Source organism: Streptomyces sp. NPDC038213 (assembly GCF_055600495.1).
The window spans coordinates 83,703-98,308 of record NZ_JBVJYM010000028.1 but is presented as its reverse complement, the minus strand read 5'-3'; the positions used below and the strand labels follow the sequence as shown (position 1 = coordinate 98,308).

At 73.0% G+C, this 14,606-nt stretch carries 11 protein-coding genes; 2 read left to right on the top strand and 9 right to left on the bottom strand.

Annotated elements, in window-relative coordinates; translation table 11 throughout:
* Positions 1 to 89: 89 nt before the first annotated feature.
* The 3 genes from moaA to ACZ7JZ_RS28820 all read right to left on the bottom strand — a co-directional run bounded on the left by moaA (position 90) and on the right by ACZ7JZ_RS28820 (position 3,257).
* Positions 90 to 1,079 carry a GTP 3',8-cyclase MoaA gene (moaA, locus tag ACZ7JZ_RS28830; RefSeq protein WP_470944273.1) on the bottom strand — a complete coding sequence of 330 codons (990 nt, stop codon included), beginning with the start codon at positions 1,077 to 1,079 and terminating at the stop codon, positions 90 to 92.
* 175 nt (positions 1,080 to 1,254) lie between these two features.
* The gene (locus tag ACZ7JZ_RS28825) at positions 1,255 to 2,871 is read right to left on the bottom strand and encodes a solute symporter family protein (RefSeq protein ID WP_470944271.1); all 1,617 of its coding nucleotides are present in this window, start codon (positions 2,869 to 2,871) and stop codon (positions 1,255 to 1,257) included.
* Positions 2,868 to 3,257: a DUF485 domain-containing protein gene (locus tag ACZ7JZ_RS28820; protein WP_470944269.1), complete on the bottom strand. Its 390-nt coding sequence runs from the start codon at positions 3,255 to 3,257 to the stop codon at positions 2,868 to 2,870. The genes ACZ7JZ_RS28825 and ACZ7JZ_RS28820 overlap by 4 nt, the downstream gene beginning before the upstream one ends.
* Positions 3,258 to 3,497: 240 nt before the next feature.
* On the opposite strand from ACZ7JZ_RS28820, the gene ACZ7JZ_RS28815 reads away from it, so the two are divergent.
* Positions 3,498 to 5,021 (top strand): S8 family peptidase, encoded by a 1,524-nt coding sequence (locus ACZ7JZ_RS28815; protein WP_470944267.1) that lies wholly within the window; start codon positions 3,498 to 3,500, stop codon positions 5,019 to 5,021.
* 105 nt (positions 5,022 to 5,126) lie between these two features.
* Here the strand turns inward: ACZ7JZ_RS28815 and ACZ7JZ_RS28810 are convergent, their stop codons facing one another.
* From ACZ7JZ_RS28810 to ACZ7JZ_RS28800, 3 genes are read right to left on the bottom strand one after another with little or no spacing between them, the layout of a single operon-like run.
* Positions 5,127 to 6,170 (bottom strand): zinc-dependent alcohol dehydrogenase family protein, encoded by a 1,044-nt coding sequence (locus tag ACZ7JZ_RS28810; protein ID WP_470944264.1) that lies wholly within the window; start codon positions 6,168 to 6,170, stop codon positions 5,127 to 5,129.
* A 49-nt stretch (positions 6,171 to 6,219) separates the two neighbouring features.
* The gene (locus ACZ7JZ_RS28805) at positions 6,220 to 6,918 is read right to left on the bottom strand and encodes a lysoplasmalogenase (protein ID WP_470944261.1); all 699 of its coding nucleotides are present in this window, start codon (positions 6,916 to 6,918) and stop codon (positions 6,220 to 6,222) included.
* Positions 6,915 to 7,835 (bottom strand): sterol desaturase family protein, encoded by a 921-nt coding sequence (locus ACZ7JZ_RS28800; protein ID WP_470944259.1) that lies wholly within the window; start codon positions 7,833 to 7,835, stop codon positions 6,915 to 6,917. Before ACZ7JZ_RS28800 ends, ACZ7JZ_RS28805 begins: the two co-directional genes overlap by 4 nt.
* 156 nt (positions 7,836 to 7,991) lie before the next feature.
* On the opposite strand from ACZ7JZ_RS28800, the gene ACZ7JZ_RS28795 reads away from it, so the two are divergent.
* Positions 7,992 to 11,120, top strand: a complete 3,129-nt coding sequence (locus tag ACZ7JZ_RS28795; RefSeq protein ID WP_470944258.1) for an NACHT domain-containing protein — start codon at positions 7,992 to 7,994, stop codon at positions 11,118 to 11,120.
* 24 nt (positions 11,121 to 11,144) lie between these two features.
* On the opposite strand, the gene ACZ7JZ_RS28790 is transcribed toward ACZ7JZ_RS28795, so the two are convergent.
* The 3 genes from ACZ7JZ_RS28790 to ACZ7JZ_RS28780 are packed head-to-tail and all read right to left on the bottom strand — an operon-like array spanning position 11,145 to position 14,606.
* Positions 11,145 to 12,389: an amidohydrolase family protein gene (locus ACZ7JZ_RS28790; protein WP_470944256.1), complete on the bottom strand. Its 1,245-nt coding sequence runs from the start codon at positions 12,387 to 12,389 to the stop codon at positions 11,145 to 11,147.
* Positions 12,386 to 13,702 (bottom strand): amidohydrolase family protein, encoded by a 1,317-nt coding sequence (locus tag ACZ7JZ_RS28785; RefSeq protein WP_470944255.1) that lies wholly within the window; start codon positions 13,700 to 13,702, stop codon positions 12,386 to 12,388. Before ACZ7JZ_RS28785 ends, ACZ7JZ_RS28790 begins: the two co-directional genes overlap by 4 nt.
* A gap of 19 nt (positions 13,703 to 13,721) precedes the next feature.
* Positions 13,722 to 14,606, bottom strand: coding sequence for an SDR family NAD(P)-dependent oxidoreductase (locus ACZ7JZ_RS28780; protein WP_470944252.1), 885 nt, complete (start codon positions 14,604 to 14,606; stop codon positions 13,722 to 13,724).

The window sequence follows — 14,606 nt, the reverse complement described above, 5'->3', positions numbered from 1 at the left end:
AACCGCTCACCCGCAGGCGACTTGACCTGCCCCACCCTCGCCACACCACAACCAACGAGCACAGAACATCTAAGTCACCAGCATTGGGCCTAGCCGCCGATCGCCGACATCGGGCGGTCGGGCTGCAGGAAGGACGGGTCGTCGAGGCCGGACCCCGCCTTCTTGCCCCACATCGCGACCTTCCACAGCCGGGCGATCTCCGCGTCCGGCGCACCGGAGCGCAGGGCGGCCCGCAGGTCCGACTCCTCGGTGGCGAAGAGGCAGGTGCGCACCTGGCCGTCCGCGGTGAGGCGGGTGCGGTCGCAGGCCCGGCAGAAGGGGCGGGTGACGGAGGCGATGACGCCGACGGTGGCGGGGCCGCCGTCGACGATCCAGCGCTCGGCCGGGGCGGAGCCGCGCTCGACGGCCCCCTCCTCGGTGAGCTCGAAGCGGGTGCGCAGCGAGGCCAGGATGTCCCCGGCGGTGATCATGCCGTCGCGCTTCCAGCCGTGCTGGGCGTCGAGGGGCATCTGCTCGATGAAGCGCAGCTCGTAGCCGTGGTCCACGGCCCAGGCGAGCAGGTCGGGGGCCTCGTCGTCGTTGAGCCCGGGCATCAGGACGGCGTTGACCTTGACGGGGGTCAGCCCGGCCTCCTGGGCCGCGGCCATGCCCTCGATGACGTCCTTGTGGCGGTCCCGGCGCGTGAGGGTCTTGAAGACCTCGGGGCGCAGGGTGTCCAGCGAGACGTTGACCCGGTCGAGCCCGGCGGCCTTGAGGGCCGCGGCGGTGCGCTTGAGGCCGATGCCGTTGGTGGTCAGCGACATCCTGGGGCGGGGGGCGAGGGCGGCGCAGCGCTCCACGATCCCGACCAGGCCGGGGCGCAGGAGGGGCTCCCCGCCGGTGAAGCGGACCTCGGTGACCCCCAGCTCGGTGACGGCGATGCCGATGAGGCGGACGATCTCGTCATCGGTGAGCAGGTCGGACTTCGCGAGCCACTGCAGGCCCTCTTCGGGCATGCAGTAGGTGCAGCGGAGGTTGCACCGGTCCGTGAGCGAGACCCGCAGGTCGGTGGCGACTCGGCCATAGGTGTCGATGAGCACTGAGGGCCCCCTCCCCTGTCCGGATTCATAGAGGTTTCCGCGCTGATTCCAGGTTTCCACGCTGCTTCGAGCCTACGTGACGCATGTGTCGGGAAGGGATGCCCGAATGAACGAGACGTAACGCGGCCGCGTCGTAGGGACCTACGACGCGGCCACCCTGCGTGTCCGGAGGATCTCAGTGGGCTCCCGCTCCGGTCAACGAGCGGACCTCCAGTTCCGCGTACTTCGCTACGTCGGGCTCCTCCTTCGACAGGACGGTGCCGAGCCAGCCCAGCAGGAAGCCGAGCGGGATGGAGACGATCCCGGGGTTCTCCAGGGGGAACCAGTAGAAGTCGGCGTTCTTGAACATCGAGGTGGGCTTGCCGGAGACCACCGGGGAGAAGAGCACGAGGACCACGGAGGAGACGAGGCCGCCGTAGATGGACCAGAGGGCGCCGCGGGTGGTGAACCGCTTCCAGAAGAGGCTGTAGAGGATCGTGGGGAGGTTGGCGGAGGCGGCGACGGCGAAGGCGAGGGCGACCAGGCCGGCGACGTTGAGGTCGCGGGCGAGGGCGCCGAGGCCGATGGCCACCGCCCCGATGCCGACGGTGGCCCAGCGGGCGGCCCGTACCTCCTCCTTCTCGGTCGCGTTGCCCTTGCGAATCACGTTCACGTAGAGGTCGTGGGCGAAGGAGGACGAGGAGGCGAGGGTGAGGCCGGCGACCACGGCGAGGATGGTGGCGAAGGCGACCGCGGAGATCACGGCGAGCAGGACCGCTCCCCCGGTGGACCCGCTGCCGCCGCCGACGGCCTCGGCGAGCATGGGGGCGGCGGTGTTGCCGGCCTTGTTGGAGGCCGTGATCGCGTCCCGGTCGAGGAGGGCGGCGGCGCCGAAGCCGAGGGCGATGGTCATCAGGTAGAAGGCGCCGATGATCCCGATGGCCCAGTTCACGGATTTGCGGGCGGCCTTGGCCGTGGGGACGGTGTAGAAGCGGATCAGGATGTGGGGCAGGCCCGCGGTGCCGAGGACCAGGGCGAGGCCCAGGGAGAGGAAGTCGATCTTCGAGGTGGCACTGGCCCCGTACTTCAGGCCGGGCTCCAGGAAGGCGGCGCCCTGTCCGCTGTTCTCGGCGGCCCGCCCGAGCAGCTCGGAGACGCTGAAGTCGAACTTCAGGAGCACGAGGAAGGTGATGAGCAGGGCGCCCGCGATGAGCAGGACGGCCTTGACCATCTGCACCCAGGTGGTGCCCTTCATCCCGCCGATGGAGACGTAGACGATCATCAGCAGGCCCACCAGCGCGACGATGGCGACCTTGCCCCCGTCACTGGTGATGCCGAGCAGCAGGGAGACGAGGACTCCGGCGCCGGCCATCTGCGCGAGCAAATAGAAGATGGACACGACGATGGTCGAGGTGCCCGCGGCGGTACGGACGGGCCGCTGCCGCATCCGGTACGCGAGGACGTCGCCCATCGTGTAGCGGCCGGAGTTGCGCAGGGGTTCGGCGACCAGCAGGAGGGCCACGAGCCAGGCGACCAGGAAGCCGATGGAGTAGAGGAAGCCGTCGTAGCCGAAGAGGGCGATGGCGCCGGCGATGCCGAGGAACGAGGCGGCGGACATGTAGTCGCCGGAGATGGCCAGGCCGTTCTGGAAGCCGGTGAACTGGCGGCCGCCGGCGTAGAAGTCGGCGGCGCCCTTGGTCTGGCGGCCGGCCCAGATGGTGATGACCAGGGTGCCGGCCACGAAGAGCCCGAAGAGGGTGATGATCAGCGGGCGGTGCTCGGCCGCGGATCCGGCCGCGAGCAGGGGGTTCATTCCGCGGCCTCCATACGGGCCTTGATGGCCTCGGCCCGGGGGTCGAGGCGGGCGGCGGCGTGGCGGGAGTACCACCAGGCGATGAGGAAGGTGGTGGCGAACTGCCCGAGGCCGAGGACGAGGGCGACGTTGACGTTCCCGTAGAGCCGGATCCCCATGAACCCGCCCGCGTAGTTCGACAGCAGGACGTACAGCAGGTACCAGGAGATGAACGCGACGGTCAGCGGGAAGGCGAACGAACGGTAGGAGCGGCGCAGTTCGGCGAACTCGGGGCTCTGCTGGACCCGGGCGAACTCCTCGGCCGAGGGGGCGCCCGGCGCGGTGGCCGGTGCTGCGTCCGGTGCTGCGTCCGGTTCGCCCGGGGGCGGCGGTGCTTCGGCGGTCACGGACTCTCCTTGCGGGGCGGGTGCGGCGGGATAAAGCGACAAAGCGACCTCCGGGGAGACGATGTGAGCGCATCCCCTGCTGACAACGGCACGGATGGCAGCAGAGAACGGTTCAACACCAGTTTTTTCTGTCGGAATTCGTTGCTTCGGCGGGAAGATCGGCGCTAGCTTCACTCGTCATGTACCCGTCCACCGCAACCCGCGGGAGGACGGCTTTTTCACGGATGATGTGGAGAACCCATGGCTCATCTCGGGTCCCGACGCCGCCGCGCACTCGCCGTGCCGGTCGGCCTGGCGCTCACGGCCTCGTTCGGCTTCCTCCCCGCGGTCACGGCCTCGGCCGCCCCGCAGGACACGGTGGCCCGCGCCGCTGACACCACCGGCCCGAAGCTGTCGTACGTGGTGAACCTCGGCCCGTACGGCCAGGTGAAGCAGGTCAAGAAGGCCATCGAGCGGGCCGGCGGCACGGTCGTGATCGCGTACGACAAGATCGGCGTGATCGTCGCCCACTCGCAGAACCCGGAGTTCGCCAAGACCATCCGGACCGCCAAGGGCGTGGCCTCGGCCGGCGCCACCCGCACCGCCCCGCTGCAGCCGGTCCAGACCCACGAAGAGGGCACGACCCAGAAGCTGAGCGCCGCGGACGCGGCCAGGGCGGCCGCCGAGGCGGCCCCGGGCCAGGAGCCGCTCGAGCCCAACCAGTGGGACCTTCGTTCGATCAAGGCCGACCAGGCGCACAAGATCAACGATGGCAGCAAGAAGGTCACGGTCGGCGTCATCGACACGGGTGTCGACGACACCCACCCCGATCTGGCCCCCAACTTCTCCAAGGAGCAGTCGGCCAACTGCGTCGGCGGTGTCGCGGACACCTCCGAGGGCGCCTGGCGCCCGTACGCCGACGGCAGCGACCACGGCACGCACGTGGCGGGCACCATAGCCGCCCCGCGCAACGGCATCGGCATGGCCGGTGTCGCGCCCGGCGTGAAGGTCTCCGCGATCAAGGTGAGCGAGCCGGCCACGAGCCTGTTCTTCACCGAGGCCGTGGTCTGCGGCTTCATGTTCGCCGCCGAGAAGGGGATCGAGGTGACGAACAACAGCTACTACGTGGACCCCTGGTACTTCAACTGCAAGACGGACGACGACCAGAAGGCCCTCGTGGAGGCCCTGGCCCGCGCGACGAAGTACGCCGAGCGCAAGGGCGTGCTGAACGTCGCCGCGGCCGGCAACTCCAACATGGACTTCGCCGCCGACGAGCTGGTCGACAACACCAGCCCGAACGACACCGTCCCGGTGCCGCGCACCATCGACCCGAAGGTCTGCCTGGACCTGCCCACGCAGCTCCCGGGCGTGGTCACCGTCACCTCGACGGGCGACCAGAACCTGCGCTCGTACTTCTCGAACTACGGGCTCGGCGTCGCCGACGTCGCCGCCCCCGGCGGCGACAAGTGGCAGGTCCCTGCCACCCCGGACGCCAACGGCCGCGTGCTGTCGACCGTCCCGGGCGGATACGGCTACAAGCAGGGCACCTCGATGGCCGCCCCGCACGTCGCCGGTGTCGCGGCGCTGCTGAAGAGCAAGCACCCCGGTGCGACCCCCTCGCAGCTCCAGCGGATGCTGAAGAACCAGGCCGACAAGCTGGCCTGCCCGACCAAGATCTACGACGCCACCGGCGCCCTGGTCGACGCCACCACCTGCGCGAGCAAGTGGGGCCAGACCGGCTACTACGGCGCCGGCCTGGTCAACGCCCTGCGCGCCGTCAAGTAGCACGCGCGGGCAGCACCCGCAGTACCCGGTAAGGGGGAGGGGCCGGGCGGAATCCATCCGCCCGGCCCCTCCGCCGTGCCCGCTGCCGGTGCCCGGCTCAGACGGTCACGGGGTGATGAGCACCTTCAGGGCGCTGCGGTCGTCCATGGCCGCGTAGCCCTGCGGGACCTCGTCGAGGGAGACGGAGCGGTCGAAGACCGGGGAGGGGTCGATGGTGCCGGCGAGCACGTCGGCGAGCAGCTCGGGGATGTACGCGCGGACCGGCGCGACCCCGCCCCGCAGGCTGATGTTGCGGTCGAACATGACGCCGAGGTCGAGTCCGGTGCCGCTGCCGTGCGGGACGCCGACGTAGCCGACGGAGCCGCCGTCGCGGGTGATGTTCACGGCCGTGCGCATGGACTCCTCGGTGCCGACCGCCTCGATGACGGCGTGGGCGCCCTGGCCGCCGGTGAGCTCGCGGACGGCGGCCTCGGCGGCCTCCCCGCGCTCGGCGACCACGTCGGTGGCGCCGAAGGTGCGCGCGATGTCGGTACGGGCGGTGTGGCGGCCCAGGGCGATGATGCGCTCGGCGCCCAGCCGGCGGGCGGCGAGGACCCCGCACAGGCCGACGGCCCCGTCGCCGACGACCGCGACGGTGGAGCCCGGGCGCACGCCCGCGCCGAGGGCGGCGTGGTGGCCGGTGCCCATGACGTCGGAGAGCGCGAGCAGGGCGGTCAGGAGGCGCTCGTCGGAGGCGGCGTCGGCGGGCAGCCTGACGAGGGTGCCGTCGGCGTGCGGGACGCGGACGGCCTCGCCCTGGCCGCCGTCGTGACCCACGGAGCCCCAGAAGCCGCCGTGCACGCAGGAGGTGTACAGGCCCTCGGTGCAGTAGGCGCAGACCCCGTCGGACCACATGAAGGGGGCGACGACCAGGTCGCCGGCGCGCAGGCCGGACACCCCGGGGCCGGTCTCCTCGACCACTCCGAGGAACTCGTGTCCGATGCGCTGGCCGGGCTGCCGCTGGGCCTGCCCGCGGTAGGCCCACAGGTCGCTGCCGCAGATGCAGGCGCGCAGGACGCGGACGACGGCGTCGCCGGGCTCGCGGACGGCGGCGTCGGGCACCTCCTCCACGCGGATGTCGTGCGGGGCGTGGATGACGGTGGCGCGCATGGTGCTGTCCTTCTGGGCCGGGCGGGTGCGGATCCGCGGGGTGTGCGGATCATGCGGAGGTGTCGGGTGCGACCTCCCTACGGTACGCCTGCGACCGGAGGGTGCCCTGCGCCAGGAGGTACTGGGCGGCCAGATAGGTGAGCATGATCCAGAAGTCGGGGCGGGGCATCTGGGGCCATTCGGCCACGCCGGTGGCGATGAGGGTGTCCGAGACCAGGAAGAGCGCGCCGCCGATGCCGGCGGTGCGGCCGAGGGCCCCGGCCCGGTAGGCCATGGCGGTCAGCAGCAGGCTGTATCCGGCCACGGGGATCCGCAGGTCGGCGGGGAGGTCGGGCCAGAGCAGGGCCACGGTGGCGACGAGGGCGACGGCGTACCCGGCGCCGGCGGCGGGCGAGGTGCGGCCCCGGCCGAAGAGGACGAGGTAGCAGACGTGCCCGAAGGCGAAGGAGCCCATCCCGATCAGGAAGGCGGTCTCGGCGTCGAAGAGGAGGGCCACGTCCCCGCCCCAGCCGAAGAGCAGGGCGAGGGCCAGCAGCCGCGGGCCGCGCCGGGTCAGGACGTACGCCACGAGCAGCGGCATCAGCAGCGGCTTGAAGAGCACGTGCCCGGTGTGCCAGTCGGCGAGCAGCGAGCCGAGGTCGGCCGCGGCGGCCGCGCCGAAGGCGGCGAGCAGGGCCCGGCCGAGCCGCTCGCGGCCGGGGGCGGGGGCGGCTGCGCCGGGGGCCGGGGCGGCGGGGGTGGTGGTCACGCGGCACGCTCCGGTGCGGTGGCGGCGGGGGCGGGTACGGCGGCGGGCCCGGTGGGCCCGGTGGGCCCGGTCGCGGGTGCGGGCTGCGCGTCCGGGCTCCAGCCCGGACCGCGGAACACCCGCCCGGCCCGCTCGCGCCAGCTGCGGGCGGCGCGGACGTCTCGGGCGATGGCGGCGTACTCGTGGGTGGCCACGCGCAGCGGGTTGTACGTGGTGATGTTCTTGGTGAGTCCGTAGACGGGCTTGTCGGTCTCGCCGGTCCAGGAGCCGAACGCGCGGTCCCAGAGGATCAGGATCCCGCCGAAGTTGCGGTCCAGGTAGCCGCCCTGGGAGGCGTGGTGGACCCGGTGGTGCGAGGGGGTGTTGAACACGTACTCGACGGGCCGGGGCAGCTTGCCGATCCGCTCGGTGTGGATCCAGAACTGGTAGAGCAGGTTGAGCGAGTAGCAGAAGGCCACCGCGGCCGGGTGTACGCCGAGGGCGATCATCGGCAGGTAGAAGGGCCAGGTGGTGGCGCTGGTCCAGGGCTGGCGCAGGGCGGTGGTGAGGTTGAACTTGCGGCTGCTGTGGTGGACCACGTGGCAGGCCCACAGGATGCGGACCACGTGGTGTCCGCGGTGCTGCCAGTAGTAGAGGAAGTCCTGCGCGAGGAGCATCAGCGGGACGGTCCACCAGAGGAACGGCACGCGCAGCGGGGTCAGTTCGTAGACCGCCGTGTAGATCGCGAGCACGGGGATCTTCCACAGGAGGTCGAAGCCGATGCTGCCGATGCCCATGCTCAGGCTGGTGACGGCGTCCTTGGTGTCGTAGCCCGCGGCGTCCTCGTCGGGATGGAGCCGGTAGCTGACGGCTTCGATGACGGTGAGCAGCACGAAGGCCGGTATGGACCAGAGCACGACATCGGGGAGGTTCGGCATGGAAGGACCATAGAGGCGGTTCGGAGGCCCCGCCAGGGGTTGTTACCAATCAGTACTGAAGGAAGTTACCGGCGGTTAGCAGCCGTCTCGCGCCGTTCCCCTGTGCGGCCCCCGCGGCCCGGCCGATACTGGACCACCCAAGGGGAGGGGGGCCTCGTGACGGGGTGGGAGACGGTACTGCTCAAGGCCGCGGGCACGGCCGCGGGGATGCTCGTGAAATCGCTCTTCGGCCGGGAGCCCGGCGCCGGGCTGGCCCGGGACCCGGCCGCCCCCGCCCCGCGCTGGCGGCGCCCCGCAGAGCTGGGCGGGCCGGAGGTGGAGCGGCTCGCCCGCGGGCTGGCCGACCGCCTGCGGGGCCCCTGCGAGCGGCTGCCCGCGCACGAGCGCGAGGCGGTCGCCGAGACCGTCCGGGAGGCCTTCGCGGGCCTCGGCACCCTGGACCCGGCGGCCCTGTACGCGGCCGACCTCGACCCGGAGCGGCTGGCCGCGGCCGTCCGGGCGCACACCCCGCCGGGGGCCGGGCTGAGCGCGGCCGGGGAGGGCGCGTACGCCGAACTGGTCGGCCTGTGCTGCCGGCACGTGGTCGAGTACGCGACCACCCTGCCCGGCTTCGGCGCCCGCACCGGCGTGGAGCTGGTCCGGCGCACCGGCGACCTGGCCCGCGCCCTCGACGGCGTCGGCGAGCGCCTCGGCCCGGCCCCCGGCTCCGCCGCCCACGCCTTCGAGGAGGCGTACGCCGCCTACACCGCCGCGACCCAGTCCCGGCTGGAGCTCTTCGGGCTGACGCTGGGCCGGGGGCGGCAGGAGTGGCCCCTGGACGCCGCGTACATCAGCCTCGCCGTCAGCGGGGAGGCCCGGCCGCCGGGCGCGCCGGGGGTGCCGGGGCCGGGCACCCCCGCCAAGGTCAAGGCCGAGCAGGCGCTCGCCGGAGCGGACCGGCTGCTGTTACGGGGCCCGGCGGGCTCGGGCAAGAGCACGCTGGTCCAGTGGCTCGCCCTGAACTCCGCCCGCCGCAGCTTCGGCGGCGAACTGCGCGACTGGAACCGGTGCGTGCCCTTCGTCCTGCGGCTGCGGTCCTTCAACTCCCCCGGGGTGCTGCCCGCCCCCGGCGACTTCCTGCGGGCCGCGGCGGTCCCGATGGCGGGGGCCGCCCCGGCGGGCTGGGTGGAGGACCTGCTCGCCCGGGGGCGCGCGCTGGTGCTCGTGGACGGGGTGGACGAGGTGCCGCAGCGGATGCGGCGGTACGCCGAGGACTGGCTCCGGCACCTGATCGCCGCGTACCCGCAGGCCCGGTACGTGGTCACCACCCGGCCCTCCGCGGTACCGGACGGGTGGCTGGCCCGGCACGGGTTCACCGCCCACTCGCTGCTTCCGATGGACCGCGCCGACATCCGCACCTTCATCGGGCACTGGCACGCGGCGGCCCGCCAGGAGGACGCGGCCGCCGACCTGCCCTCCCTGGACCGGTACGAGTCCTCGCTGCTGAAAGCGGTCAAATCCCGCCGGGACCTGGGGCGGCTGGCCACCAACCCGCTGATGTGCGCCCTGCTGTGCGCCCTGAACCGCGACCGGCGGATGCAGCTCCCGCGCGCCCGCAAGGAGCTGTACGACGCGGCGCTCGACCTGCTGCTCGTCCGGCGGGACACCGAGCGGGAGATCAACGGGGTGGAGGGGGTCGAGCTCACCCGCGACGAGCAGGTGCTGCTGCTCCAGCGGTTCGCGTACTGGATGATCCGCAACGACCAGCGGGAGGGCTCGCGGCAGGAGGCGGTGGAGATGGTGGACCGCTGGCTGGACGCCATGCCGCAGGTCCGCGCCCAGGGCAGTGCCGAGCAGGTCTTCTCGCACCTGCTGATCCGCAGCGGGGTGCTGCGCGAGCCGACCCCGGGAGCCGTGGACTTCGTCCACCGCACCTTCCTCGACTACCTCGGGGCGAAGGAGGCCGTCGAGACCCGGGACTTCGGGGTGCTGGCCCGCAACGCCTACGACGACCGCTGGGACGACGTGGTGCGGATGGCGGTGGGCCACGCCCGTGCCGACGAGCGGGCGTACCTGCTGCGGGAGCTGCTGCGCCGGGCGGACCGCTCCAAGCGCTACCGCAGCCGCCTGGTGCTGCTCGCCGCGGCCTGCCTGGAGCACGCGCCCGAGCTGGACCCCGGCGTGCGGGCCGAGATCGGCGCCCGGACGGCGACCCTGATGCCGCCGCGGACGGAGAAGCAGGCCGAGGAGGTGGCCAAGGCCGGGGAGCTGGTGCTGGAGATGCTGCCGGAGCCCGTGGACCTGACCGAGGAGGAGGCGGCGGCGACCGTGCGCACCGCGGCCCTGGTGGGCGGGCCCCGGGCCCTGGAGGTGATCGCGGGCTTCCGCGCGGACCTGCGCTTTCGCGTCTGCTACGAGCGCTCGCGGGGCTGGCGGGGCTTCGAGGCGGAGCCGTACGCCGGGGCCGTGCTCGCCGGGACGGAGCTCGGGGAGGCGTTCCTGCAGGTGCACACGGCGGAGCAGCTGGCGCTGCTGCCGCGGCTGGACCACCTGACCCGGGTGCACCTGGAGGGCGAGCACGGCCTGCCGGCCGAGATCCTGGCCCACCGGGGCCTGGAGCGGCTGTACCTCGGCAGCGACCCGGGGCTGCGGGACCTGTCCCCGCTGCACGGGCTGCCGCGGCTGCGGCTGCTGGGCCTCGACGCCTGCCAGGCCGTGGACCTGGACGGGCTGCGCGGGCTCCCGCTGAACACCCTCTACCTCTACCGGCTCCCCGACGGCCTGGGCCTCGAAGCCCTCGCGGAGCTGGCGGACCTGACCCACGCGGGCATCGACTTCGACCCCGGGTACGCCTCGGCCGGTGAGATCCCGGCGGGGCCGCAGCTGACCGGGCTGGGCCTGTACAAGGGCGCCCGGCGGCTGAGCCTGGCGGGGCTGGAGAAGTGGGAGTCGCTGCACTGGCTGACCGTGTCGGGGGACGAGCAGGCCCGGGAGCTGGAGCGGCTGGCCCCGCTCCCGCCGCTGAGCCAGCTCCAGGTGCTCGACCAGAGCGGCCTGGACACGGCCTCCCTGCTGCGCCACCGCCGCCTGAACACCCTCTACCTGGGCTCGTCGGTCCTGGTCTCGGGCCTGGAGCCGCTGCGGGCCCTGCCGGAGCTGCGGCACCTGCGCCTGCACGACTGCGGGGACTGGATCGACCTGACCCCGCTGGCGGACCTGGAGGGCCTGGTGGTCGACGTGTCGGGCACGGCGCAGGTGCTGGGGACGAGCCTGTTCCCGCCGGGCCGGATCCGCAGCGGATTCTGATCCGGCCCGGCGGGCGGCTCCGGGCTACCAGACCCGCACCGAGCCCCCCGGTGCGAAGGCCGGGCTGGAGGCCTCCGGCGGGATCTCGGTGAGCGGGCGGGCGATCTCCGCGACCGTCGGGCCGTGTTCGGCGGCGATCGGGTCGAGGAGGGCGAGGTCGAAGCCGTAGACGCGGGCGGCGTTGCCGCCGGCCATGGCCGCGACCTCCTCCTTCGGCAGGCCCGCGTACGCGATGCGCAGGCCCTCGCGGGAGTAGGGGGTGGTGCCCTCGTCATGCGGGTAGTCGCTGCCCCACATGATCTTGTCGAGGCCGATCCGGTCCCGCAGCGGCACCTCGTGCGGGCGCATGAAGCTGGCGCCGACGAAGCAGTTCTCCCGCCAGACCTCGCTGGGCCCCCGGCCCATGGCCTCGGCCAGTCCCGCGCCGAACTTCCGCTCGGCGGTCTGCGCCCGGCCCGCCGCGGCGACGAGCCGGCCGTGGTAGTAGTCCAGCATCTCCAGGACCCCGGGGATCCAGCCGGAGCCCTGCTCGGTGAGGACCAGCTTCAGGCCGGGGTGGCGCCGGAAGGCCCCGCCGAAGACCAGGTGCCACAGGGCCCGGTGGGAGAACCAGGTGGTCTCCACCATGAACACCGCCCGCGCCGCGGGCTCCTCGCCCAGCGGCGGGGAGGCCGAGCCGCCGTGGTGGTTGACGGGGACGCCGAGCTCTTCGCAGACCGCCCAGACCGGGTCGTAGGCCTGCGAGTACAGCTCGGGCACCGGGGAGCCGGGCGGCACCCCGGGCAGCAGGATCCCGCCGGTGAGCCCCGCGGCCGCGGTGCGGCGGATCTCGGCGACGGCCGCGTCCACGTCGTTGAGGAGGATCTGCGCCACGCCCGCGCGCCGGCCGGGGGCGAGCGCGCAGAAGTCGGCGAGCCAGCGGTTGTGGGCCTGGAGCCCGGCCCAGCGCAGCTCGTACTCGGCGCGGGTGGGCGGCTGGGCCATCAGCGAGGCGCTGGGGAAGAACGGCGGGATGGTGTTGGGGAAGACCACCTCGGCGACGATGCCGTCGGCCTCCAGCTCGGCGAGGCGCCGGTCGGAGTTCCAGTTGCGGTCGGCGGTGTCGGCGAGGAGGTCCTCGTACGGGTTGGTGTAGGAGGCGGCCCAGGCGTCGAAGGCCTCGTGGTGCCGCTTCTCCAGGTACGGGCGGTAGTCGAGGAGGTCCGCGCCGGCGTGGCAGTCCGCGGAGATGACGGTGTAGCGCTCGTCCCCCGGGTGCGCGGCGGTCACCTGTCCACCCCCAGTACGGGGAAGTCGCCGCCGGTCAGCCAGTGCCGGCCGGTCTCGCGGGAGCGGGCCCAGGAGGCGGCGACGGCGTCCTGGTCGGGGCTCTGGCCGAGTTCGGCGGGGGTGGGTCCGATGCGGCGGGCGAGGGGGGCCAGCTTCGCGGTGTCGAAGCCGAAGACCTCGGCGGCGGCCAGGCCCAGCATCCGGCGGGTCTCGTCCACGGGGATGTCGTGGAAGGTGCTGCGCAGCCACTGGCGGGTGTTCGGCCAGGTGCCCTCCGGGTGCGGGAAGTCGCTGCCCCACAGGATGTTGTCCACGCCGATCTCGTAGCGCTGGGCCAGTTCGCGGCGCTTGGTGTTGGTGGCGCAGACGAAGACCTGCCGGTCGAGGTACTCGCTGGGCGGGCGTTTGAGCTCGGCGAAGGGGGAGAGCTTCTTGCCGCCGTGGGCGCCGAGGTAGAGGCGGTCCATGAACCACAGCTGGTTGGGCAGCCACCAGCAGCCCGACTCTGCCACGCCGAACCTCAGGCCGGGGTGGCGCTCGAAGACCCCGGACCAGAGCAGGAACCACAGGGGGCGGGCGGGCCACCAGGTGACCTCGGAGACGTAGATGCCGAGGTGGTCCCCGTACTCGTGGCGGGGCGCGGCCCCGGAGTGGGTGACGAGCGGCATCCGGGTCTCGGCGGCGGCGGCCCAGACCGGGTCGTAGCGGCGGTCGTGGTACGGCGCCCTGTCGACCCACATGGAGGGGATCATGAGGGCGCCGAGGCCGGACTCCTTGGCCCGGTGGATCTCGGCGACGACCTTTCCGGGCTCGCCCGTGATGGGCAGCAGGGCCACCCCGCAGTGCCGTTCGGGGTGCTCGGAGACGAACTCGGCCAGCCAGCGGTTGTGGGCCTGCGCCCCGGCCATGCCGAGTTCGGGGTCCTGGTCCCCGGAGAGGCCGAGTCCCACTCCGAAGGGGGCGGCGGTCTGGCTGTCCACGGCGTCGGCGTCGGGGAAGACCACCTCGGCGGCCACCCCGTCGCCGTCGAGCTCCTTGATGCGCTGGGCGGTGTCCCAGCCTCCGCGCAGGCCCTCCTCGTGGTCGTGGAACCACTTCTCGGCGAAGGCCTCGTTGCGCACCCCGAGCCGGGTGGCCTCCTCGCGGCGGGCGTCGCGCTGGCCGAGGAACTCGTCGAACTCGCGGTGGAAGCGGGGGTCGAGGTAGGGCCGGTACTGCTCGGTGGGCAGTCCGGCGTGGCAGTCGGAGGAGACGACCAGGTACGGGTCTTCGTACCCGGCGCCCTCCCGGCGGGCGTTCGCGTGCTCGCTCAACGGGGGCCCCTCAGTCGAGTCAGTCGAGGATGAAGCGTTCCAGGTAGGCGGGGTTGGAGCGGTCGAGCATGGACTGCGAGCGGGCGCGGATCTGCCGGTCGCTGTGCTCGCTCGCGGGGAGCATCCAGAAGCGTCCGTCCCGGATGCCGTCGACGACGTGGGCGGCGACCTCTTCGACCGGGGTGAAGTGCACCTCCTGGCCTGCGGCCTTCATCGCGGCCTCGTACTGGTCGAGGGTGCGGTACGGGCTCCTGCGCGGGCGCTGCTTGGCGTAGCGCTCGGGGCGGTTGCGGTGGGACTCCCACAGGCCGGTGCGCAGCATGTGCGGGCCGGGGAAGAGCACGGAGGCGCCGATCCGGGCGTCCTCGGCCCTGAGGTGGGCGTACAGGGACTCGGTCATGGTGACGACGGCGGCCTTGGTGACGGCGTAGACGGAGGCGGTGGGCAGGGGGGCGATGCCGCCGTCGCCGGAGGAGGTGTTGACGACGTGGCCGGGGGCGCCGCCGGCGAGCATCCGGGGGACGAAGGCCTGGATGCCGTGGAAGACGCCCCAGACGTTGACGGAGAAGGCCCATTTCCAGTCGTTGGGCTCGTGCTCCCACATGCGGCCCTCGGCGCCGGAGCCGACCCCGGCGTTGTTGCAGAGGACGTGGACGGCGCCGAAGGTGTCGTAGGCGGCGTCGGCGAGGGCGGTGACGGAGTCGCGGTCGCTGACGTCGACGGTGCGCGCGAGCACCTCGGCCCCGGCGGCGGCCAGCTCCTTCCCGGCCGCGGCGAGGGCGCCCTCCTCCACGTCGGCGAGGACCACCCGGAGCCCCTCGGCGGCGAAGCGGCGGGCCATGGCCAGTCCGATGCCGCTCGCGGCCCCGGTGACGACGGCGGTCTGACCCGGTTCGAGCCGCAT